General features: G+C 41.6%; 19 protein-coding genes. 3 read left to right on the top strand and 16 right to left on the bottom strand.

Annotated features, from left to right (window positions below; all coding sequences use genetic code 11):
- Window positions 1-12: 12 nt before the first annotated feature.
- The 4 genes from dltB to ACOXXR_RS00210 all read right to left on the bottom strand — a co-directional run bounded on the left by dltB (window position 13) and on the right by ACOXXR_RS00210 (window position 4,392).
- The gene (gene dltB, locus ACOXXR_RS00225) at window positions 13-1,263 is read right to left on the bottom strand and encodes a D-alanyl-lipoteichoic acid biosynthesis protein DltB (RefSeq protein WP_445278501.1); all 1,251 of its coding nucleotides are present in this window, start codon (window positions 1,261-1,263) and stop codon (window positions 13-15) included.
- Window positions 1,260-2,810, bottom strand: coding sequence for a D-alanine--poly(phosphoribitol) ligase subunit DltA (gene dltA / locus ACOXXR_RS00220; protein WP_445278500.1), 1,551 nt, complete (start codon window positions 2,808-2,810; stop codon window positions 1,260-1,262). Before dltA ends, dltB begins: the two co-directional genes overlap by 4 nt.
- Before the next feature lie 14 nt (window positions 2,811-2,824).
- Window positions 2,825-2,953, bottom strand: coding sequence for a teichoic acid D-Ala incorporation-associated protein DltX (locus ACOXXR_RS00215; RefSeq protein WP_006595368.1), 129 nt, complete (start codon window positions 2,951-2,953; stop codon window positions 2,825-2,827).
- A gap of 173 nt (window positions 2,954-3,126) precedes the next feature.
- Complete coding sequence (locus tag ACOXXR_RS00210) at window positions 3,127-4,392, bottom strand: S41 family peptidase (protein WP_023024749.1); 1,266 nt, start codon at window positions 4,390-4,392, stop codon at window positions 3,127-3,129.
- Window positions 4,393-4,653: 261 nt separating this feature from the next.
- Between ACOXXR_RS00210 and ACOXXR_RS00205 the strand changes: the two genes are divergently transcribed.
- Window positions 4,654-5,319: a DUF4947 domain-containing protein gene (locus ACOXXR_RS00205; protein ID WP_229039010.1), complete on the top strand. Its 666-nt coding sequence runs from the start codon at window positions 4,654-4,656 to the stop codon at window positions 5,317-5,319.
- Between the two features lie 64 nt (window positions 5,320-5,383).
- Here ACOXXR_RS00205 and ACOXXR_RS00200 read toward each other — a convergent pair whose 3' ends face one another.
- A complete protein-coding gene (locus ACOXXR_RS00200; protein ID WP_154854270.1) occupies window positions 5,384-8,179 on the bottom strand; it encodes a YhgE/Pip domain-containing protein in 2,796 nt (931 codons plus the stop codon).
- Between the two features lie 135 nt (window positions 8,180-8,314).
- Here ACOXXR_RS00200 and ACOXXR_RS00195 point away from each other — a divergent pair, with 135 nt between their 5' ends.
- Window positions 8,315-8,851, top strand: coding sequence for a TetR/AcrR family transcriptional regulator (locus tag ACOXXR_RS00195; RefSeq protein WP_006595361.1), 537 nt, complete (start codon window positions 8,315-8,317; stop codon window positions 8,849-8,851).
- Between the two features lie 36 nt (window positions 8,852-8,887).
- Here ACOXXR_RS00195 and ACOXXR_RS00190 read toward each other — a convergent pair whose 3' ends face one another.
- The 11 genes from ACOXXR_RS00190 to ACOXXR_RS00140 all read right to left on the bottom strand — a co-directional run bounded on the left by ACOXXR_RS00190 (window position 8,888) and on the right by ACOXXR_RS00140 (window position 22,574).
- Window positions 8,888-10,249, bottom strand: a complete 1,362-nt coding sequence (locus ACOXXR_RS00190; protein ID WP_445278499.1) for a bacteriocin secretion accessory protein — start codon at window positions 10,247-10,249, stop codon at window positions 8,888-8,890.
- A gap of 27 nt (window positions 10,250-10,276) precedes the next feature.
- Window positions 10,277-12,430 carry a peptide cleavage/export ABC transporter ComA gene (comA, locus tag ACOXXR_RS00185; RefSeq protein ID WP_414282139.1) on the bottom strand — a complete coding sequence of 718 codons (2,154 nt, stop codon included), beginning with the start codon at window positions 12,428-12,430 and terminating at the stop codon, window positions 10,277-10,279.
- Between the two features lie 272 nt (window positions 12,431-12,702).
- Complete coding sequence (rpsD, locus tag ACOXXR_RS00180) at window positions 12,703-13,314, bottom strand: 30S ribosomal protein S4 (RefSeq protein WP_003009175.1); 612 nt, start codon at window positions 13,312-13,314, stop codon at window positions 12,703-12,705.
- A 581-nt stretch (window positions 13,315-13,895) separates the two neighbouring features.
- Window positions 13,896-14,168, bottom strand: a complete 273-nt coding sequence (locus tag ACOXXR_RS00175; protein ID WP_048715069.1) for a Veg family protein — start codon at window positions 14,166-14,168, stop codon at window positions 13,896-13,898.
- Between the two features lie 3 nt (window positions 14,169-14,171).
- Window positions 14,172-15,527 carry a replicative DNA helicase gene (gene dnaB / locus ACOXXR_RS00170; RefSeq protein ID WP_061564521.1) on the bottom strand — a complete coding sequence of 452 codons (1,356 nt, stop codon included), beginning with the start codon at window positions 15,525-15,527 and terminating at the stop codon, window positions 14,172-14,174.
- A 24-nt stretch (window positions 15,528-15,551) separates the two neighbouring features.
- Complete coding sequence (gene rplI, locus ACOXXR_RS00165; RefSeq protein ID WP_048715073.1) at window positions 15,552-16,004, bottom strand: 50S ribosomal protein L9; 453 nt, start codon at window positions 16,002-16,004, stop codon at window positions 15,552-15,554.
- Entirely contained in the window at window positions 16,001-17,980 is a 1,980-nt protein-coding gene (locus tag ACOXXR_RS00160) for a DHH family phosphoesterase (RefSeq protein WP_445278498.1), read from the bottom strand. Before ACOXXR_RS00160 ends, rplI begins: the two co-directional genes overlap by 4 nt.
- A 210-nt stretch (window positions 17,981-18,190) precedes the next feature.
- Window positions 18,191-20,104: a tRNA uridine-5-carboxymethylaminomethyl(34) synthesis enzyme MnmG gene (gene mnmG, locus ACOXXR_RS00155; RefSeq protein WP_445278497.1), complete on the bottom strand. Its 1,914-nt coding sequence runs from the start codon at window positions 20,102-20,104 to the stop codon at window positions 18,191-18,193.
- A gap of 8 nt (window positions 20,105-20,112) precedes the next feature.
- Window positions 20,113-20,568 carry an NUDIX hydrolase gene (locus ACOXXR_RS00150; protein WP_445278496.1) on the bottom strand — a complete coding sequence of 152 codons (456 nt, stop codon included), beginning with the start codon at window positions 20,566-20,568 and terminating at the stop codon, window positions 20,113-20,115.
- A gap of 137 nt (window positions 20,569-20,705) precedes the next feature.
- A complete protein-coding gene (gene mnmA / locus ACOXXR_RS00145; RefSeq protein WP_445278495.1) occupies window positions 20,706-21,827 on the bottom strand; it encodes a tRNA 2-thiouridine(34) synthase MnmA in 1,122 nt (373 codons plus the stop codon).
- A gap of 204 nt (window positions 21,828-22,031) precedes the next feature.
- Window positions 22,032-22,574 carry a LysM peptidoglycan-binding domain-containing protein gene (locus ACOXXR_RS00140; RefSeq protein ID WP_445278494.1) on the bottom strand — a complete coding sequence of 181 codons (543 nt, stop codon included), beginning with the start codon at window positions 22,572-22,574 and terminating at the stop codon, window positions 22,032-22,034.
- A gap of 230 nt (window positions 22,575-22,804) precedes the next feature.
- Between ACOXXR_RS00140 and sdaAB the strand changes: the two genes are divergently transcribed.
- On the top strand, window positions 22,805-23,476 hold the full coding sequence (gene sdaAB, locus ACOXXR_RS00135) for an L-serine ammonia-lyase, iron-sulfur-dependent subunit beta (RefSeq protein ID WP_006595350.1): 672 nt from the start codon (window positions 22,805-22,807) through the stop codon (window positions 23,474-23,476).
- Window positions 23,477-23,483: the final 7 nt, after the last annotated feature.

The raw sequence follows: 23,483 nt of genomic DNA, 5'->3' as shown, positions 1-23,483 counted from the left end.
TTTTTCCTTTTCTTATTTCATTTTTGGAAACCATTGCTGATCCAAGAAACCTGAGAAGATCAGGAAGGACAGCATAACGGTGTTGAAGGTAATAAAGATTCCAAGAGCCTGAGTCCAGCGATTATCTGGCAGGGGCTCAAGTCCTTTTGCTTTGCGCTCTTTATTCAGTGTCTTCTTCTTCCGAAGCCAGGCATCATTGATCACGAGACCTAGACCGTGGAAAAGACCATAAGCAACATAATACCAGGTCACTCCATGCCAGAAGCCCATGACCAACATGTTGATGATATAGGCAACGTTTGACGTTGTAATCCGACTCTGAAAGACCTTGTTGCGCATCAAGACCATGACCAGACGCATAAAGACAAAGTCACGGAACCAGAAAGACAAGCTCATGTGCCAACGATTCCAAAATTCCTTTAAATCACGCGACTTGAAAGGGAGGTTAAAGTTGATTGGGCTCTTAATCCCCATCAAGTTGGACGCCGCAAGGGCAAACATGGAATAGCCTGCAAAGTCAAAGAAGAGGTCCAAACCAAAGACATACATCACCCCTAAGGTTCCTAGGTTAAAGACGCCCCCTTGAAGAAGGGCATAAGTCTTGACATGACCTAGTAAGAGATGGCCAAAGATATGAGCTAGAATAAACTTATAGAGGAAGCCAAGCATGATATACTTGACGCTCTGCTCCAACATATCTAGAAGCTCATCTCGATCCGGAATCGTCAGATAATCTTCATTGAAGCGTTTGAAGCGGTCGATCGGCCCACTTGAAAAAGTCGGCATAAAGAGCAAGAAACGCAAGAATTCCCAGAGACTAAAGTCTTTGAGGGTTCCGTCTCGCATCTCGATAATCATGCCCACTGCTCGGAAGGTCAGATAAGAGATCCCAAGGAAGCCCATCCAGGACTGGGTGCCATCAATGGCTGGTTGCACCTTCACAAAAACCAAGGGCAAAACGACCAAGAAAGAGTGGAGGTAAAAGACCCACTTGTTGTCACGCTGACTTCGATAGAATTTATAGGAGTAGACCCAAAGGATTTGCCAAAAGAGGTAGAAAAGAACCGCATAGATTTGTTTCAAATCCGTCCCTGTCAACATCAAAACAATAAAGGTTAGGCTGACCAAGGCTTCATAGACTGGGAAACGCTTCTTAAAGAAGAGGCCAACAAAGATGGGCAATAAGGCCCCAATCAGATAAATAAAGTAGACCAGGGTGCCATAGGGTTCTAAATGAGGGAGCTGTTTCAAAAACTCGATCATCGGTTGTTAACCTCGCTAATCAACCCTTTGATGTCGATTTTCCCGTTTGGAGTTAGCGGCAAGCTATCACGGTAGAGGAATTTTGAAGGCATCATATAAGACATCATGATGTTTTCCAAATCTTCCTTGATCGCTTTGGTAATATCAATCTCTCGCTCAAATTGTTCTTTGACCCCATCTTTTAAGATGACATAGGCCAAGAGATTTTGAACCTTATGATCTTTGTTGTAGCGTGGCACTGCAACAGCCGAGTCGATGTACTGAGATTTGTTCAAGTTTTGAGAAACATCTTCTAGCTCAATACGGTAACCATTAAACTTGATCTGGAAGTCCATCCGTCCACCATAGAGAAGGAGACCTTCATCTGTCATGGTTCCGACATCTCCCGTATGATAGGCTGGAAGACCTTCAAATTCGAAGAAGGCTTCTGCTGTTTTCTCTGGATTATTCATATAACCTTTTGAAACAGCTGGTCCAGACACGATGATTTCCCCTTGCTCTCCATTTGGCAATTTGTTTCCTTCTTCATCAATGATGAAGGTTGGAGAATCTTCTTTGGTATAACCAATTGGCAAGCGTTTAAGAGTCGCTAGCATCTCATCTGTGATAGCAACTGCCGACAAAGCTACCGTCGCTTCTGTTGGTCCGTAAGCGTTGATGATGCGCGCATTTGGGAAACGCTCGCGCAGTTTTTGAGCCGTTTTAACCGTTAACTCTTCCCCATCAAAGTAGAAATGGGTAATGCCTGGCATCTTTTCAGCATTGAAATCTTCAGACAACATGGCCATATCTGCAAAAGATGGCGTTGAAGTCCAGATAGCAATCGGAAGAGAAAAGATAGTCGCAAAGAGTTGTTTAAAGTCTTGAGTGATAGCTGATGGAAGGGCAAAGAGGGTCCCTCCAAGAGCTAAGGTTGGTGCCCAGTACATGACAGACAAGTCAAAGGAATAGGGTGGTTGCGCCAACATTTGCGGACGCTCTGGTGTCGCAAATTCCTTGTCTGTAATCATCCAGTTGGTGAAGCTGAGCAAGTTGTCGTGCGAAATTTGCACCCCTTTTGGTTTTCCAGTTGTTCCAGAAGTAAAGATGATGTAGTAGTTATCATCCCCTTTGACCGGATGTTGCAAGTCATACGCATTCTGAGCCGCATAAGCTTCACGCACTTGCTCCAAGGACATGACTGGAGCAGCTGGGTTTTCAATTGGAAACTCATTGATGGCGATAATTAAGCTTGGCTCAGCCACTTCAACAATAGCAGACACGCGCTCTAAGGCAGAGTGGCTGTCAATTGGGATATAGGCGTGGCCAGACTTGGTCAGGGCCACAAAGGTTGCCAACATTTCATATTCTTGTCCACCAAAGACCACAACAGGTGACTTTTCAGGAAGTCCCATTTGGTCAATGTGGGCCGCTAAGCTATCTGAATCAGCCTTCAATTGGCCATAGGTATGCTCTTCTCCAAGGACATTGTAAACAGGATAGTCTGGTTGTAGTTGGGCGTAACGTTCAATCGCCTCAATCATATCAGTAATTGGTTGGTTTGACACGGTAGGGATCTCCTTTAGAATTCATTGTAAATAAAGCCACCTTGACCTTGACCAAGGTAACTAAAGAAATAGAGTAGGGCTAAGAAAATAGCGAAATACAAGATTGTTTGCCCTATAAATTTATAAAGTGTTTTATGTTTCATCTTTTTCACTCTTCATTTTGATTATCACTGACTATTTTACCATTTTTTGTTCAGTCATAGCAATCCAAACACAAGGAAAAAATACTAGAAAACGTTACCATAAGAGACAATTGAGATCTGCCCTTAAATTGATTGCTTTTCTGATTTAAGTCAACCATCATCTAATCTAAGCCTTATTTTGCCGTTCCGCGACTCTGACGAATCAATTCCAAACACTTGTCTACTTCTACGTCTCTTTCAAAATGAGCTGGAGTCCAGGGAATTTCTATATCCGGTTCAACACCTTTATCCGTCATTCCTCTACCTTGATCTACGCTTAGACAGCGAGAAGTAGGAAACATCAATCGATAATCACCATAATCAACGGTACAACAATTGGAATAGTCTAAAATTCCGAGAGTTGGTCTACCTACCACCGTTACCTTCTTAAACTGCTTCATCATCTGGACAAAATTGTCCCCAGATGAAGCACAATAGATATCTGATAAGATAAAGATCTGTTCGGGATATTGGCCGCCTCTAACCTCTGGGAAGAATTCCTCGTTTTCTTGCTGGTACAGCACATAGCCTTTGCCCCGATAGCGGAGTAGATCCTCTTTCATCTCTTCAAGGAGTTTAATTGTTTCGGAACTAATCTCTTCCTGTTGCATCCAGTCCTCAAAATCCTTCAAGCGTAAGTCGACATTGCGTTCCGTGTAGAGAATTTCCATGCCATCATCATCCCAGTCAAGCGAATCATAGCCCTGACCCTTCTCTAAGCCTAGATGTAATAGAGGGAAATATAAAGAATCTGTCCCTCCACCGTTCTGTCGGACATCAATGAGAAGGAACTTGACTTCCGTCATCATCGGTAAACACTCTTGGTATAAGCGACTAATAGCTCCTTCATCCATAAAGTTATCCAGACAAAGATAAAGAATCTCATCGTCTAACCGTTTCCAAAAAATCTGATCTTGGATCGGCTCTCGACTGGGCGCTACTTCAATGGTCTTTTCTACCCCTTCTCGAAGCAGGGTGACTCTTTTGGACTGAGAGACCAAATCCGCCCATTCTCGGTAGTGTCTTTCGGGGGTCTTACTTATAAAATAGTCCTTATGAAGAGACGCCACCTGCTCCAAGTCACTTCCATCCAGACCTAGGATCTGATCCCCTGCCTGGAGACCAGTGTCTGCATGCGCCTTTTCAACATAAAGTTGATGGTCCATTACACGTAAGAGAAAGCCTTTCTGACCAGCTTTTTTATTCTGAAAGGAGATGTGCCCAATAATACCAAAACTGGCTAGGTAGGACCTGACTTGATAAAGAAAGGCATCATCCGCCATATCATCTGTTATTTTTTCCCGAAAAGGCTCTGGATCACATCCTTTTCGATCTTTGATAGTAGATGAATCGTGAGTCATAATGGAGACGATATCTTCAAAAATAGCTCTCTTTCTCATGCAAGACTCCTTAATTTTTTTAGAAACAGTATACCACTTTTCCTTAAAAAGTTCTTAAACCCCTAAAAAGAGGCTGGGACAAAAGTCCTAGCCTCCTCGCTTCAAATAAGATCACAACGAGCTGTCCCTTACAGGAGAGAAAGATTGTATGAAATAAATACCTACTTCGTACAGCTTCTCTCCTATTTTTTCGTGCTTTTCAATCTTTTATAGTGTACAATAGAAGAAATGATGATCTATGATTAGAAAGGGATTTACATTATGTCTAAAAAAATCACTCTCCTTGCAACTCTCTTTTTGAGTCTTTTCTTCTTGACAGCCTGTATGTCTGATTTTCAATCATATTTCAAACCGGAAGAAACAAGCACTGGTTCCTCCTCTAAAAAACAAGAGAAAAGTGAAAAAGAAGCCTCATCTTCTAAAAAATCATCTAAAGCTAGCTCTTCGAACAAAGAAAAGAAAGAGTCTAAGACAAAAACCAGCTCAAGCAAAAAAATGGAGGTGTTCCCTGCCAATGCTAGCGAAGCCCCCAAGGACAAGATCTATGCAACTGGTGATTCTGTCGTTTACTATAAAAAATATGACGGTGGATTAAAAGTGCATACACCTGATTTCGAAGGCTATACAACAAAAATAGTCAAAAAAATTCTTGGTAAACCTGAAAAAACCCATGTTGATTCAAATTATATGCTCGAGACCTTTTCAGAAAAGGAAAAAGAAAACCTTGTTAATCTCTATCAAGAGGGCCTTTTAACTGACGAGCAACTCCATGCTTTTTGGGCTGGTGTAGTCGATCTAGCTCAAACGGCTCAATTAGAGCAAACTTTTACAGTCTTTACCTACAAAGAAGGACAAGTTCAACTTGTCTTTAAGGGTGACAACCTTGTCTATGTTACTCCAGATCCTGAAGTGCTTTATTTTAACTAAGAAAAATCCCCTTTCTCTTCAGAGAAGGGGATTTGTTTCACATGAAACTATGGATAGAGGTAGTTTAGTCTTCTTCCATCTTTTGAGGTTGATAGGCCAGCATTCCTAAACCAATACACAGCATCAAAACCAGGGTAAGGAAGGTGACTTGCCCGCCTATCTGACCAGACAAGGAAATGGTTTCCCTTAGTCCCGATACGGTATAGCTCATCGGCAACAGCGGATGAACGGTTTGGAAGAAACGATTAGTGAGGGCAAGCGGATAAGTTCCTGCACTAGAAGCCAGTTGAAGGAGCAAGAGAATCAAAGAGATAAAAGCTCCTACCTTGTTGTTCCATGTCGTTAAGGCCGTCACCATGGACATGAAGGTCACACTTCCTAGCACACAGAGGAAAAGTGTCAAAGCTTCATGGTTTGCTGCCATCCCTAGCAGATGAACAGCTCCGTAGACCAGGACACCAGCCAAGACAGCAATTATCCCGTTCACTTCCAATCTCGATTTCAGCCAAGCCCAACGACTTTCTGGATGACGCCCAGATGGCAATTTGGCAAAAATCATATTGGTAGAAAGAGCAGCGACGAAAAGGGCAACTGATATCATATAAGGCGCCATTCCCACTCCATTCACTGAAACATTATCATGGTCTGTCTTTGAAAGGGTAATTGGATCTGACAATACGCTGGCATTTTCTTTTTTAGTGCTAGCGCTATTTAATTGGTCCTTAGCCGAACTCAAGCCTTGACTGAGATTCTGACTACCTGTTTGGAGATCCCCCAAGCCCCCGACAAGAACTTGGCCTCCTGTCGCTAATTGACCAGAGCCATCAGCTATTTTACTTGCACCATCCGCCAATTGATAAGAACCTGATAGTAACTGAGCTGATTTATCCGATAACTGATCGACTCCTGATACGAGTTGATCAACACCGCTAGCTAAAACTGGTGTTTGAGTGTTTAATTGACCAATCCCACTGGCCAGTTGTCCAGCACCTGTTGTTAATTCGCTAGACTTACTAGTCAATTGGTTGGCCCCTGAAACTAATTGGTCCATTCCCATAATCAGAGTTGGCATCTTTCCATTTAGTTCTCCCAATCCTGTTGCTAGTTGACTGCTTCCAGATACCAAATCCGCAGATTTCTGCTCCAGTTGACTGGTCCCCGCACTCAATTGAGTAGCGCCTGCTATCAAGGTGCTACTATTATCATTAAGCTGACTAGCTCCGCCAGCTAACTGGTCCACCCCTGTCGTATAGAGTTGCACTCCTTGGTTGAGAGTTTGGCTAGCTGGTAGAAGTTGCTCTGTCACTGCTATCTGCACGGAGCTCAAGCTAGTTGAAAGAGTATTCAAGGTAGACGAAGCTGTTGGCAAGATCTGATTGGCACTTTCTTTTACTGTGGCCAAGGGACTCTCGGTCGTTAAGCCTTCTTGCAAACCTTGAACGGTAGTTAAAATCGCTTGAGCAGCAGTCTCCGTCGTACTTGAAGCAGCAGACACAGCAGCCGTCAGTTCTGCCTGTTGTTCGGCTGTCATCGATTGATAGGCAGCAGTAGCTTGAAGATTGGCTAGTACTGAATTGCGGTCAGCCTGTGCTGCAGCTGAAATCCCTTGAGCAGAGGTGGCAATGGTTGCCAATGCTGTGCTGAGTTGACTAGTATCTCCGCTCGTGTTCTGAATAGCTTCATTTAATCGGGTGAGGCCTGCTGTTAATTGGGCAAGCTGCTCTTGTTGACTTGGTGACGGAGAAAGTTGTGTAGATAAGGTTTGAATTCCTGTTTCTAACTGAGACACTCCATTTCTCAATGCTTCCGATTGACCACTTAATTGACTAGCTCCACCACTGAGAGTAGCAAGCCCTGTGCTATAGTTTGTTAGACCATTCGTCAAATTGCTAGCACCAACATTCAACTGACTGACTCCTTTTGTGTAGGTATCCAGTCCTGTTGTGAGAGTGTTCATTCCTGTATGCAATTGGCCAATTCCAGAGGCTAACTGAGGCGTTTGACTAGCCATTTGGTTCAAACCATCTCCAAGTTGTCCAACACCAGACGTATAGGCCGTCAGTCCACTACTAAAGGAGGTAAAACCATTATGAAGTTGCCCAACTCCCGATACGAGGGTCGGAACTTTCTCCTTCATTTGGTGAAGACCTGTCGCTAATTGACCAACTCCATTGGTGTAGGCCAAGAGTCCTGTGCTAAGAGTCTGTGCCCCATTTGAAAAAGACAGACTAGAATTGGACAAGGTTGTCAAATGGTCTGTCAGGGTTTGCCCACCCTCTTTTAACTGACCAGCACCGGTTGCCAGCTTTTGACTTCCTTCAGCTGCTGTTCCCATCCCTGTCTTCAAACTCCCCATCTTTTCAAAAAGAGCGTTTGTATAGGTTTTGGTTACATTACTAGCAACGGTTTGCTGAATTTTTATCATGGCTGAATCACTCATCTTACCAGCAATAAAGCTATGGCCACTAGATGTTTGGTAGGCAATGGTCATTTGTTCGGGATGATTGGTTAAGATAGATGCCGCTTTAGCGGATAGATCTTGGGGCAAGGTCACCACCATATAATAATCACCCTTTTTCAGTCCTTCTTTAGCTGCTGTTTCATCTACAATATGAAAATCCAGGGCATCACTCTTCTCAAAATTGGACACCATGTCTTTTCCAATTGTTAATTCTTGTTCTTGATAACGAGCTGGCTGATCTTGATTGACAACTGCTACCGGCAAGTCCGAAACCTTGCCATAAGGATCCCACATAGAAGATAGAAAGATCACATTATAGAGAGCTGGTATCAAAGCAACCCCTAACATCACAACCATAACGGTCGGTTTTCTAAAAATCACTTTCCATTCCTTAAACATTTTTTGTCTCCTTTTTATACACAATGTCTAATTTTTTGATATAATTGATTATACAGTTCTTTTGAAAAACCGCAAGTTAAAAAGGAAATTTTTGGACACTGTGTATAATTTTGTATATAAAAGAAAGGGACTAGAATGGTTACCGAAAGCAACAAGCGAATAAAAACAAAACGGATCATCCAGGAAGCCATGGTTGACCTGCTTCATAGAGAGTCCTTTGATGAGATTTCAACCGTTCAGTTGGCAAAAGAGGCTGGTATCAGCCGGAGTAGCTTCTATACCCACTACCGCGATAAGTACGATATGATTGAGCGCTACCAACAGGAATTTTTCCACAAAGTCGAATACATCTTCGACAAACAGCAAGATGATAAACACCAAGCTGTTACCGAAGTTTTCGAATTTCTCACCAAGGAGCCCCTCTTTGCTGTCCTTCTAACCGAGAATGGGACAAAAGAAATTCAATCCTTCTTGCGGCATAAGCTACAAGTTCTACTAGTTGATAGCTTGCAAGAGCGTTATGGCCATCGATCTTTGACCGAAATCGAGAGAGACTATAGTTCTGTCTACCTCACCAATGCTTTCTTTGGAGTCTGTCAAATGTGGGTGGCGCGAGGCCAAAAAGAAAGCCCGCAACAAATGGCTGACTTCCTATTAAAAATGCTGGAATAAAAAAGAGACCTCGGTCTCTTTTTCTATTATCCTTCTTTAGTTCCCCGCTCCTAAAAATTGATCTACAAAGAAACTGAAGTAAGATTTTTCTCCTGTGATCAGAACACACTTCCCTTCCAAACCGTAACGTAGAAGTTTAGCCTCATGATCCTTGAGACGAAGGACTCCCTCTATTTTGAAAAAGTTCCCCTGTTCTGTCCGAGTTGCACTCGAAGCAATTGAGCTAATACGGACTTCTAACGTAATTGGTTTTTGTTTACTTCCCTGTGTGCTAAAGCGAACCCGATCTCCCACATGAATCGTGGCTATATCTTTTGAAGGAATATAGGTGACAATCTTGACTTCTTTTTCTTTCTGAATGAGAGGATAAACTACAGCCAGAGGAGTCCCTTCCGCTACAATACTCGCTCCTTTTGTTTCATCATTCAAATGAAGCACCCCTTCATCCTTCGCTAGAATCCGAGTCTTCTGAAGAAGAGTTTCTTGTGTTTTTACCTTACTTTCTAGATCTGCGATTTGCTGAGAAAGAAGCAGAAGATCTTGTCCAACTTTACTCAATTGTTGAGCTTTCAGGGAGGCTATTTGACTATCTAAACTGGTCGAAAAAGCTTGTTGGCTCCCGGATCCCGCATATTGGATTCGATAATTAGAAATACTCGCCTCTAACTGCTGGATTTGACTATCCAACTGGCCAATAAAAGAAGCTTGTGCTTGAGCGTTTTCCTCTCCGTGTGCTTGCTGAGCGTAACTCTGGTAGAGAGAATAAAGTGGATGAGTCGCATCCAGACTTCTTCCCTCTAGGAGAGCTGATTTTAGACTATGGTAATCAGCTAATCGCTTCTCTTGGTCTTGGATAGCTTGGCCAATTTCCGCTTGACTGGAACTTGCACTGGCATTTTGAGAAGCAATGGTTGCATTTTGTTGATGGGCTTGCGCTTGGAGAATCGCTATTTGTTGCTGATAATCCTTAAACAGCTGGTCATACCCAAAATGCTCAGTTCCTGTAAATTGGCTCTCCCCGGTCTCAATGCTCGTTTTCAACAATTTTAATTGTTCCTCCTGTTTCTTTAAGAGGTCGAGCTGTTGCGTTAGGCTCATTCCTTGTTGTTTTTCCTGATCCTCTTGGTATTCTACCAAGATTTCTCCCTTCTTAATCTCTTTATTTTCCTTCAAATGGTTGACTTGAATGGGAGAATTACTCGTTGACTGGATTTGGTCCACCACGCGCGTAGCTTCAATCGTTCCACGACTAGACAAGGTCACTTCCTTCTTGGCAAAGACAGAGAAACCGACAACAAACAGTAGTAAAAGAAAACAAGGGACTACCCATAAACTAGCAAAATTGTGGAAACGTTTCTGATAGAATTCTGCACTTTCAAAATATTTTTCGTTCATCATACTTTCTTTTTTTCTCCTAGTCCTCTCTTAACAAGTAACCAAATGGCTGTAATAGCCATTCTTTTTCAGCAGTTCTTCATGGCTTCCTTCTTCCTTCAGACAACCTTGGTCCATGAGGAAGACTTTTTCAGACCGTTCTGCAATCGTTAACCGATGGGCGATAAAGATAATCGTTTTGTCTAAGGCCATCAAGCGGTCCACAATTTTCTTCTCCGTCAAGATATCCAGGCTGCTGGTCGCTTCATCCAAAATCAAAATCGGAGCATCCGTTAATAAGGCACGCGCCAAGGCAATCCGTTGCCGTTGACCACCAGAAATTCCCATGCCATCCGTAGTCAATTCTGTTTGGTAATTGAGGGGCATACGCTCAATGTCTTCTCGAATTCCTGCGATTTCAACAGCGCGCAAGATATCTTCCTGACTAGTTCCTTCCCGCGCTCCCAGTAACAAGTTCTCTAAAATCGTACCGTTAAAGACATAGGGCTGCTGGGGTAAATAATTGATTTGCTGGCGGAGCAAAGTTTTATCCACTTGCTGGATATCCGTTCCTCCTAGACGAATCGTCCCTTTATTGGGTTGGTAGAAATTCACCATCATCTTTGCTAGCGTGGTTTTTCCAGAACCTGAAATACCAACAAAACTTACCTTGCTCCCTTTTTTGATCGTGAGACTGATATCGGTAAGAACGTTAGCCCCAAAACCGTATTTGTAGTCTACTCCTTCAAAAACCAGATCACCATCGAGAGCCTCACGATCTTGAAGAGGTTTCTTCTCTACGAACTCAGAGTCTATCAAATAGACTTCATTCAGACGGGTATTGGCCACTCGGGCTGCTTGAAGTTTGGTTTGGAGGTTGATCAAGTTCTCTAAAGGGCCTGTGAAATAAACAAGGAGAGTGTTGTAGGTGATCAACTGCCCCAAGCTCAATTTTTGCTTCATGACCAAATGAGCTCCCAACCACAAGACCAAGACATTCAAAATCAACTGTGCCAAGTGCTTGAGTCCCTTTTGTAGACTCTCCGCCTTACTCATGGCAAAGGACTTCTTGAGATAGTCCACAAATTCTGAGTCAATCTTTTGATAGCGACTCCGCTCACTGGTAAGAGACTTGATAGTTTCGATCCCATTGATATCCTCGATGATGGAAGAAGACAAGACACTATTAGCTTCCATGGTTTCATTATTTAAGCGCTCAAAAGGCTTCATAAAGGCAAAAATAATGACCGCATAAATCGGTAGTAAGAGAATGGTCAAGAAAAAGAGGTGAGCATTTTGGCTAAACAGGACTACTGATAAAATCAAAACAATAGACAGATCCAAAAAGATTGAAAGCAGTGTACTAGCCAGAGCATCGATAATGCGGTTGGCATCTGTAAACCGCGACACCACTTCTCCTGTCCGTCGAGTTGCAAAGAAACTCATAGGCAACTGAAAAACATGCTTAATATAGGACAGAATGACATCAATAGACAAGCGTTGGCCTAAAACAAGAAGCAAGTAATCTTGCGCATAGGTCAGGACCTGCTGTAAGATGTAAACCACGATCAACCCTAGTGAAATCACACTCAGCGTCTGCTTCATCTGATTAGGCACATAGGTATCAATAATCGATTGTAGGTAGTAAGAACCCACAATATTGATGAGGGTTACCAATAACGTTGCAAGAACAATATGCAGAACCAATTGCCGCTGTTTAAACAAAAGAGGGACAAAATCTAGGAGCCCATTTTTCTTTTCTTTACTCGGTTGATAGGCTGGAGTCGGGGCCAAGGCGATAACAATCCCTGTCCATTCTTTTTCAAACTCTTCGATCGTTAATTTGGTCATCTTTACCTTTGGATCTGGATCTGCTATGTAAAGATACTTTTTATCTTTCTTATAGACTACGTAATAGTGAGGGAGACGCCCATCCTTGATCACGTGGACAATCAATGGATAGGTCACTCCTTCCAAGTCAAAAAGTGTGCGATCTGCTCGGAAGGCGCGTGTCTCAAATCCCAACTCTTCAGCCACCTTGACCAGACCTAAGGCGGTCGTTCCATCTGCAGTCGTTTTTGCCTTCTCCCGCAGACTGGCTAAAGAATAGTATGAGCCATAGTAGCCAAAAACCATGGCCAAAGCCGCAACACCGCAGTCTCTCATATCAACTTGTTGGCGATAATGTTTTTTCTTAAATCCCATAAGAACCCTTTCCAATCGTTTGTTTCATCTTAACAAAATGGGCAATCTGAGTAGAAAAAATCGCTATTTGGTTTATTATTTTAGGTATTCGGTCACAAAAATCTCCAAATCAGGAGAGTTGTTATTTATTTTGTAAAAGAAAAACCGCCTATTTTTATAGGCGGACATTTCTTTCTATGAAGTAAACTTAGAGAGCAAAGCCAGAAAACAAGGTTTTAAGAAAAAAACAAAAAGCCCACTGTTGTAGGCTTTCTGCAAGTTTTTTCTTGAAATTAAAGCATTTTGTTGTAGAATTCAACGACAAGTGCTTCGTTGATTTCTGGGTTGATTTCATCGCGTTCTGGCAAGCGAGTCAATGAACCTTCCAATTTTTCAGCATCGAATGATACGAATGCTGGACGTCCAAGAGTTGCTTCAACAGCTTCAAGGATAGCTGGAACTTTAGCTGATTTTTCACGAACTGAGATCACTTGACCTGGAGTTACGCGGTATGAAGGGATATCAACGCGTTTTCCGTCAACAAGGATGTGACCGTGGTTAACGAATTGACGAGCTTGACGACGAGTAGTCGCAAGTCCAAGACGGTAAACAACGTTATCCAAACGACGTTCCAAAAGAAGCATGAAGTTGAAACCGACAGTTCCTTCTTTGATCTTAGTAGCTTGTACGAACAAGTTACGGAATTGTTTTTCACCAAGTCCGTAAGAGAAACGAAGTTTTTGTTTTTCAGCTAATTGCAAACCGTATTCTGACAATTTTGAACGGTTGTTTGGTCCGTGTTGACCTGGTACGTAGTTACGACGTGCCAATTCTTTACCGGTACCTGTAAGTGACAAGCCAAGACGGCGAGATTGTTTCCAAGATGGTCCTGTATAACGTGACATTTGAAATGTCCTCCTATAAAAATAATTTTTTGTAGGAAATAACGTTTTAGACAAACCTGATTCGTTCAGAAAGCCTTCGCCCAAACAGCAAAGGTTACTTTTCTAGCTGGCTTCCTGTTGACGAGCTTCATTTTGTCCTGCTGTCATTTCGCACAAATTCTATTATACCACTAATACCAGCCCTTGTAAAGTTGCTTTTTCATTTTTTTGATTTCTTTCTATGAATGAAAAGCAAAATAAGGTTTTCTAGCTAAGGACTTTCTAAATCACATATTTTTGACTTAGATATACATGTATTCACTTCCCTATCTTATCTATTTACAGGAATGTTTACAACTTTTTTACAACTTGTCAATCTGATTGTTTCAACACCCTCCTAAGTCCCTTTAATGTAGCAGGATGAAGAATATAGATGAGACGACTCTTCAAAAGATCCCCCTATCTAATATTGACAGATTTGATTGTGAAATTGACATCTTTGTCAATAAATTTACACAACAAATCTTTATGATATGTCCAGGAGATCAAAAAAACCATCTCCAAGAAGAGACGGTTGGAAGTTGTAGCTTACCCTAGCTACATTAGTCTAAGTAATGAATCAAATTTTTCTCAGTTAAAATATCTGAGTAAGTATACGATTCAACATAGGTTGCTGCTGGTTCACCAGGTAAACTGTTTTCATTTGTGTACTCAATAATAAACAAAGAAGGATAAACTTCAATTAATCGACCAAACTTATTTTTTTGACGTTTACGACCATTTTCCAAGGTCATTTCCACAATTTGACCTTCATGAGCCTTGATTTCTTCTTTGATTTTTTTCATTTTTGCTACATCTGTAAATGCATCACTCATCCATTATTCCTCTACTCTCTTTGATATGCTGGAGAACTTATTATATTCTTTCTGGAAGATTAACTCCACTGTCCCACGTGCTCCCGAACGGTTCTTTTCAATAATGACTTCAACCTTGTTATTCGGCAAGCCTTCTTCTTCCTCACCTGCACGTTCATAATAGTCATCACGGTATAGAAAGGCAACAATATCTGCATCCTGCTCGATGGATCCTGATTCACGGATATCTGATAGAACCGGACGCTTATCTTGTCGTTGTTCAACTCCCCGAGATAGCTGACTAAGGGCAATTACGGGAACTTTTAATTCTTTCGCCAAAATTTTTAATTGACGAGAGATTTCTGAGACTTCCTGTTGCCGGTTTTCACGTCCTGTCCCTGTAATCAACTGTAAGTAGTCGATAAGGATCAAGCCAAGATTACCTGTTTCTTGTGCTAACTTTCTAGAACGAGACCGAATTTCTGTAATCCGAATACCAGGAGTATCATCTATATAAATGCTGGCATTGGCTAGATTTCCTTGGGCAATGGCATATTTCCGCCACTCATCATCTGTCAACTGACCGGTACGAATAGAATGAGACTCAATCAAGCCCTCTGCTGCCAACATCCGGTCCACCAAACTTTCAGCCCCCATTTCCAACGAGAAAATAGCAACTGTTTTATCCAACTTGGTTCCGATATTCTGGGCAATGTTTAGAGCAAAGGCAGTCTTACCGACCGCTGGACGAGCTGCAAGAATAATCAACTCTTCTTCATGAAGACCTGTTGTCATATGATCAAGATCTCGATAACCTGTTGCAATCCCCGTAATATCCGTTGTCTGCAATGATCGAGTTTCAAGACTTCCAAAGTTGATATTTAGGATATCCTTGATATTCTTGAAACCACTTCGATTGGCATTTTCACTAACATCAATCAGGGCTTTTTCTGCGCCTGCAATAATCTCATCCGACGGACTCGCTCCATCATATGCTTGATTAATGCTCTCCGTTAAACGGGCAATCAAGCGTCTTAGAACCGCTTTTTCGGAAACAATCTTTGCGTAATATTCCGCATTGGCTGAGGTCGGAACAGAGTTGATAACTTCAGCTAGATAAGAGAGACCACCGATATTTTGCAAGTCCCCTTGGCTATCTAAAATATTGCGAACGGTCGTCGCATCAATAGCATCTCCCCTATCTGCAAGGTCAATCATCGCCTTAAAAATTAACCGATGGGCATATTTAAAGAAATCTGCTGGCTCAATAAACTCACGAACAAAAACCAGTTTCCCCTCATCAATAAAGATGGCTCCTAAGACAGATTGCTCTGCTTGGATATCTTGAGGCTGGGTTCTTAATTCTTCTATCTCAGCCATAGTCATTCCTTTCTAACGATTTACTTAACCTTCGTTTACCCGAATTTGGATAATACCTGTAATATCCTGATAAATTTTAACAGGCACATCAATCAAGCCGACAGAGCGAATTGGAGAAGCCACTTGAATGTGACGCTTATCGATTTTGATTCCAAATTGTTTTTGTAGTTCTTCTGCAATTTTTTTATTGGTAATCGAACCAAATGTACGTCCATCGGGGCCAATTTTTTCTGTAAATTGGACAACGGTCGTTTCTTCTGCTAATTTCGCTTGAATGTTTTTCGCTTCTGCGACTAATTCCGCATGGGCTTTTTCTTCAGATTTTTGCTTACCACGAAGTTCCCCAATCGCTTGGGCGTTAGCTTCTTTGGCTAAATTCTTTTTGATCAAAAAGTTTTGAGCATAACCTGTTGGGACTTCTTTAATTTCCCCTTTTTTTCCTTTTCCTTTTACATCTGCTAAAAAGATAACTTTCATTCTTCTTCCTCCTTATCCTTTTGGACCTCTTCTTGAATACAGTCAATCAATTGGGTACGAACTTGATCGATGGTTACATCTGCCAATTGAGAAGCTGCCGAATTAAAGTGGCCTCCGCCTCCCATTTGCTCCATAATTTTTTGCACGTTGACTTTGCTTCTGCTTCGAGCTGAAATGGAAATGCTTCCTTGTTCATTCAGAGCAATGACAAAGGTTGCCTCAATTTTAGACATGGCCAACATACTATCGGCTGCTTTACTAATGGTAACCGTTCCATAAGGAACATCTGCTGCGCCTGTTGCCACAATAATATGTGGGAAAACCAATTGACCATTTAGGATCAATTCATTAACTTCACGGTACTCATCGAAGTTAATAGCTGAAATTTCCTGAATGAGGACACTATCACTACCTCGGCTTCGTAAATAACTAGCTACATCAAATGTACGGCTCGTTACGCGAACAGAGAAATTCTTGGTATCCAACATAATTCCAGCCATCAAAACACTGGCTTGAATCTTATTCAAGCGGTTCTTCTTAGAATTCTGGAACTGAAGCAATTCCGTAACCAACTCACTGGCACTACTTGCGCCACTTTCAATATAAGTGATCATGGCATTTTCAGGGAAATCTTCATCCCGTCTATGGTGGTCAATGACAATGACTTGGTGAAACTTCTCATACAAATCATTTGAAAGCGTGAGAGCTGTCTTCGAATGGTCTACCATAATCAAAAGGGATTGATCGGTTACCATCCGTAGAGCATCTGAAACCGTTACGAGTTTAGTCGCTCCATCTGATTGAATTTTTTCAACCGCTCGTTTGATATCCTGAGCCATAGACCTATCATCATAAACTGCATAAGAGCGTTCGTTGATATTGTTTGCAAATAATTGCATCCCAATCGATGCCCCCAAAGCATCCATGTCTAATTTTTTGTGGCCAACAACAAATACCTGATCAACCGATTTAATTTTTTCGGAAATAGCTGTCATCATCGCACGAGTTCGCGTACGAGTGCGCTTGATAGAAGAAGCTGTCCCCCCTCCAAAGAAAATAGGATCCTTACCTTCTTCTCTTTCTTTCACAACCGCCTGGTCGCCCCCTCGGACTTCAGCTAAGTTTAGATTCGATAAAGCAACCCTACCGATTTCATCATGATTGCCATCTCCGTATGAGAATCCCATACTTACCGTAATGGGTAATTCACGATTTTTCGCTTCCTCACGGAATTGGTCAATAATAGAAAATTTGGATTCGATTAATTGTTCAAGAACGGTATAGTCGGTAAAAAGATAAAAGCGATCCATCCCGACTCTTCGGTAAAACATATGGTATTTTTCCGAAAATTCTTCAACAAAGTTTGCAATAAAACCATTGATACTACTGATATCTGAATCAGACACAACATCTTCTAAATCATCATAGTTGTCTACGGACATAATCCCGATGACCGGCCTAGTCGTTACAAGACCAACGTTGGCCTCATACTCACTAGATGCATCAAAAAAATAAACGACACTGGCCTGGGAATCTAGATAAACAGAATATTTCTTATCTCCAATGGTTGCGTAATGGCCTTTCCCTTCAAAAGGAATCGCCAACACTTGTTGCAAGTATTCCACATCGAATTGCCCATCCTCAGTAGAGAAAATCAACTCCGCATAAGGATTGAACCACTCAACTTCATTGGTTTCACCGTTTACCTTGATTACACCAACTGGCATTTTATCCAGTAGCGAGGCCAATCCATTTTCAGCTTGATGATTGACATATTGAATTTGTTCTAGCTCATCCAATTCTACTTGCTTTAATTGATGAAGAAAGAGATAGATGACACCGGAAAGAATCAACAGAATCACAAATAAATTTGCAATTGTGCCACCCAATAATCTGGAACTGATGGCTAATATAATAAATGCTAACAAACCTACCATACAATAATGGATAGGCGTCATACGAAATTTTTTCATCATAAACCTCTGTTGGGCCATTATACCATAAAACATAAGAAAAAGCGAGGCCAGTCAAGCCTTTCCATCAAAGAAAAAGCTGACAGGAATCAAGGTCCAGTCACTCATTTGTCAAACGGTGTAAAGTATATTTACACTATTGTAAATATACAGTAAAACGAGAAAAGAAGTAGCTATTTGGCTACCTCTTCCACATATTTACATCCTAATTAGTTAGGATTCCTTTTCTTGATTCTTAGAAATGCTCCGACTCTTGCCTTCAAGATACACCATCAAGATAGAAATGTCAGCTGGGTTAACACCTGAAATCCGGCTAGCTTGACCAATCGTTTCTGGATTAATCAATTTGAATTTTTGACGAGCTTCTGTTGCGATGGAGTCAATATCATCCCAGTCAATATTGGCAGGAATTCGTTTTTCTTCCATCCGCTTCATTTTTTCAACCTGATCTAAAGCTTTTGAGATATAACCCTCGTACTTAATTTCAGTTTCAATCAGCTCGATAGTCTTATCATCTAATTCTTCAGCAGCTGGTCCGATAAAGTTGACAACATCTTGATACGATACTTCTGGTCTTCTCAAGAATTCTTTGGCTGTGACAGCATCTGTCAATGGTTTAAAACCTAGCGCTACCACCTTCTCGTTCGTTTCCTTTACAGGTTTTAGCTTGATACTGTCAAGGCGCTTCATTTCATTTTCAAACTGATACTTCTTGGTTTTAAAACGTGCCCAACGTTCGTCATCAACCAAACCAACCTCGCGTCCAATTTCTGTTAAGCGCATATCTGCATTATCATGTCGAAGAATCAAACGATATTCAGCACGACTAGTTAACAGACGATAAGGCTCAACTGTCCCTTTGGTCACCAAGTCATCAATCATGACTCCGATATAGCCATCACTTCGTTTCAAGATGAGCTCTGGTTTTCCTTGGATTTTCAGCGCAGCATTGATCCCTGCAATAATCCCTTGACCAGCGGCCTCCTCATAACCAGACGTTCCGTTGGTTTGTCCTGCGGTAAAGAGACCTGAAATTTTCTTGGTTTCCAAAGTTGCGCGCAATTGATGTGGAAGGACCATATCATACTCAATCGCATAACCCGTTCTCATCATCTCAGCATTTTCCAATCCCTTAATAGAATGGACAAGATCTCTTTGCACATCTTCTGGTAAACTGGTTGACAAGCCTTGGACATAGACTTCTTCTGTATTACGTCCTTCTGGCTCAAGGAATAGCTGGTGGCGTTCCTTATCCGCAAAGCGAACAATCTTATCTTCAATAGATGGACAATAGCGAGGTCCAACTCCCTTTACAACACCTGTAAACATTGGAGCTCGGTGTAAATTGCTGTTGATGATTTCGTGGCTTTGACTATTGGTATAGGTTAACCAACAAGGGATTTGATCCTTTAAATAATCCTCGTCACGCGAATTGTAAGAAAAGTGATTTGGATTCTCATCACCTGGTTGAATTTCCGTTTCTTCATAATTGATTGACGATGCCTTTACACGTGGTGGCGTACCTGTTTTGAACCGTCCAATTTCTAGTCCAAGATTCTTGAGATTTTCAGCCAAATTGATAGAAGCAAGGCTATGGTTAGGGCCTGATGAATACTTGAGATCCCCAATGATGATTTCTCCACGTAAAGCCGTTCCAGTCGTGACAATGACAGCCTTGGCCCCATATTCTTGGTGGGTCGCAGTTCGAACACCAATAACCTTCCCATCTTCTACCAAAATTTCATCAATCATGGTTTGACGAAGGGTCAAGTTTTCTTGATTCTCAACTGTCTTACGCATTTCCTTAGAATAGAGCTCTTTATCTGCTTGAGCACGAAGCGCACGAACAGCTGGTCCCTTTCCTGTATTCAACATCTTCATCTGAATATAGGATTTGTCAATATTCTTGGCCATCTCTCCACCGAGAGCATCTACCTCACGGACCACAATCCCTTTTGCAGAACCACCAATCGAAGGATTACATGGCAAAAACGCCAACATTTCGATATTGATGGTTGCAAGTAGAACTTTACAACCCATTCGGCTCGCAGCAAGGGAGGCTTCTACTCCTGCATGTCCCGCTCCGATTACAATGATATCGTATTCTTCTATAAAATTATAAGTCATTTTTTCTCCTATTCTTTAAGATGGATGTGTCGTAATTGTCCGTCCCAATCTGGTAAGGCGGTTTTTAAAAATGCCGGCTTCAGATTAACAGTATGTAGATCATCTAAAGCAAGCCACCGGCAAGGTAATGGCTTCGCATCTTCTTGCATGGTTAACGGTGCATCTTCCAGTAAGTCTACTAAATAATGGAACTCGATATTATGATAGTGGACCTCAGCTTGTTCAAAGCGATTTTCAACAATGAAAGCTAACTGAAGCGCTCTAGATGCGACCCCAAGTTCCTCTTTTACTTCTCGAACTACGGCATCTTCAGTAGCTTCATCCACTTGAATAGCACCTCCGATTGTATAAAAACCGTCCTCATCTTCTACGACTAACAAGCGATTGTCTTTTACAATCAAAGCAGTCGCTCTCACACCAAAAACCGTTTGGTTTGACTTGGTCCGAAAATCCTGTTCTTGCATGTAACTTCCTTTCGAAACGACACAAAAATAGTCAAAACTCTGAGAAGTGCAGGACAAAAAACCCTGCAACATCCATGAGCTTTGACCATCACTTCTATTGCTTTTATTATTGTAGCAAATTGAGAAAATTTGTCAATTTAAATATACTGACAAACTTCACCATCTCGATAAGCATTGTCAATTAGTCCACCACCGAGACACTCTTCACCATCGTAAAAGACAACAGCCTGACCTGGTGTAATGGCCCGTTGAGGTTCTGCAAAAATTACCTCTGCCTTGTCACCTTTGACATGAACCGTCACCTTGGAATCTGGCTGGCGATAGCGGAACTTGGCTGTACACTCTAGTGTAAACTCTTCTGGCATATCCCGTGTAAAGTGAACTTGACTAGCTTGTAAACTTGTTGACATCAGTGCTTCATGATAGAATCCTTGACCGACATACAGAATATTTTGACTGAGATCTTTACCAACGACAAACCAAGGAGCATTGTCCCCACCTTGTTGGCCACCAATTCCAAGACCACCCCGCTGACCGATTGTGTAATACATTAAACCGGCATGCTCACCCATATCCCGTCCATCCATGGTCATCATTCGGCCTGGCTGAGCAGGTAGATAGTTGCTGAGAAATTCTTTGAAATTCTTTTCTCCGATAAAGCAGATCCCAGTGGAGTCTTTCTTTTTAGCCGTTGCCAATCCAGCCTCTTCAGCCAACCGGCGAACCTCAGGTTTTTCCAAATGTCCCAACGGGAACATGGTTTTTTGAAGTTGTTCTTGTGACAACTGGCTTAGGAAATAAGTTTGATCCTTCCCGTTGTCAACACCGCGTAGCATATGAACAATGCCATCCTCATCACGCGCCACACGCGCATAGTGACCCGTGGCTACATAATCGGCACCGAGTGTCATGGCATAATCTAAGAAGGCCTTAAATTTTATTTCCTTATTACACATGACATCCGGATTTGGTGTCCGGCCTGCACGGTATTCTGCAAGAAAGTATTCAAAGACACGATCCCAGTATTCTTTCTCAAAGTTGACAGAATAGTAAGGTATGCCAATTTGATCTGCAACTGCTGCTACATCTTTGTAATCTTCCGTAGCTGTACAGACGCCATTTTCGTCTGTGTCGTCCCAGTTTTTCATGAAGATGCCAATGACATCGTAACCCTGTTGTTTTAACAACAAAGCTGTTACAGATGAATCGACACCACCACTCATTCCAACAACAACACGTGTTTTCGAGTTATCACTCATAGATTTCTCCCATCTTTTCGTTTCTCACGATTGAAGGTCGTGGTTTGCTTCAACGATTGAAGGTCGTTTTGAGCATTATCAATTGTAACACGCTTTATAATAGAAAACAAGCATCTTGCCATTCTTCTTATTGGCTATTGTATATATATGTTTACAAATCTGTAAATCAAAAAAGAGTCCAATTTCTGAACTCTTTCATCTACTTTAATACCAGCCATTGGCTAGCCAGAAGTTTTTAGCCGCCGACCATGATCCATATCGGTTGACAACATATTGATTGGCTACTTTTTCCTGGTTTTCTGGTGACAAGTCACCGTTTAAATAAGAAAGCGACAACTGATAACGACCATAATATTGGCCATTTTGTGCTGTGTAACTGCCACTTGATTCTTTCTGGGCAATCCATTCTTTAGCCGCTGCATCTTCGGCACTCAAGCCATCTGAAGTAGATACCGTAGTTGTTGCTTGTGTAGTGGTAGGTTTACTAGTGCTAGCTTGCTCTGTAGTATTAGTTGTTGGCTTGTCATCTTCAATCTCTAAAACTTGACCAACTGTAATGAGGTTGACATTGCTAATCTTATTTTTCTTAGCAATCGCATCAACCGTTGTATTCTTCTCTTTAGCAATAGCTGATAAGGTATCACCTGACTTTACAGTGTAAGATTCTGCACTGGCAAGGACGGGAATAAACATTCCTGATAATAAGCTCAATCCGATTACACGTTTTACAAAGATTTTTTTATTCATGGTTTTACACTCCTTTTCTGTATGTTCTTTATCTTACAGAAGAAATGTTTCAGAAACTTTATGAAATCACGTCAAATGTTTCAATAATATGTTAGCAAGAATAAAAAACACCTCAAATAAACTAGTTTTAAGTATCTTTTATGTCTAAAACAAAATTTCCCTCTCAAATAGAAGAAAACATGCCCTAGATTTGTTATAATGAAAGAAAAGAAACCCTAAGGAGCTGACTGATGAATTCGCTTAAATTCCAATCCGTATTTGATATTATTGGACCGGTTATGATTGGACCTTCTAGTAGCCACACAGCAGGAGCTGTTCGTATTGGAAAAATTGTCTCTTCTATTTTTGGAGAGGATCCGACAGAAGTTGAATTTCAGTTGTTTAATTCCTTTGCCAAAACCTATCGCGGTCACGGGACAGACTTGGCCCTTGTAGCTGGTATTTTGGGTATGGACACAGATGATCCAAGAATCCCCAATAGTCTTGAAATTGCCCATGAAAGAGGAATTCGAATCGTCTGGTCTATTCAAAAGGAGAGCAATGCTCCTCATCCAAATACGACGACCATCACGGTGAAAAATGATCACAAAACCATCTCCGTCACAGGAATTTCCATTGGTGGGGGAAACATACAAGTTACCGAGTTAAATGGCTTTGCAATTTCTCTAAACATGAACACCCCAACTATTATTATTGTTCACCAAGACGTTCCTGGGATGATTGCCCATGTGACAGAAGCCCTTTCCCGCTATGATATCAATATCGCCCAAATGAACGTAACCCGTGAAAAAGCCGGTGAAAAGGCTATTATGATTATTGAAGTGGATTCTCGTAATTGTGACGAAGCTATTGAGTTAATCCGTCAAATTCCCCATTTACACAATGTGAATTTCTTTCAATAAGGAGACC

This window comes from Streptococcus sp. KHUD_013 (genome assembly GCF_052588545.1).
This window is presented reverse-complemented; position numbering and strand designations above follow the sequence as displayed.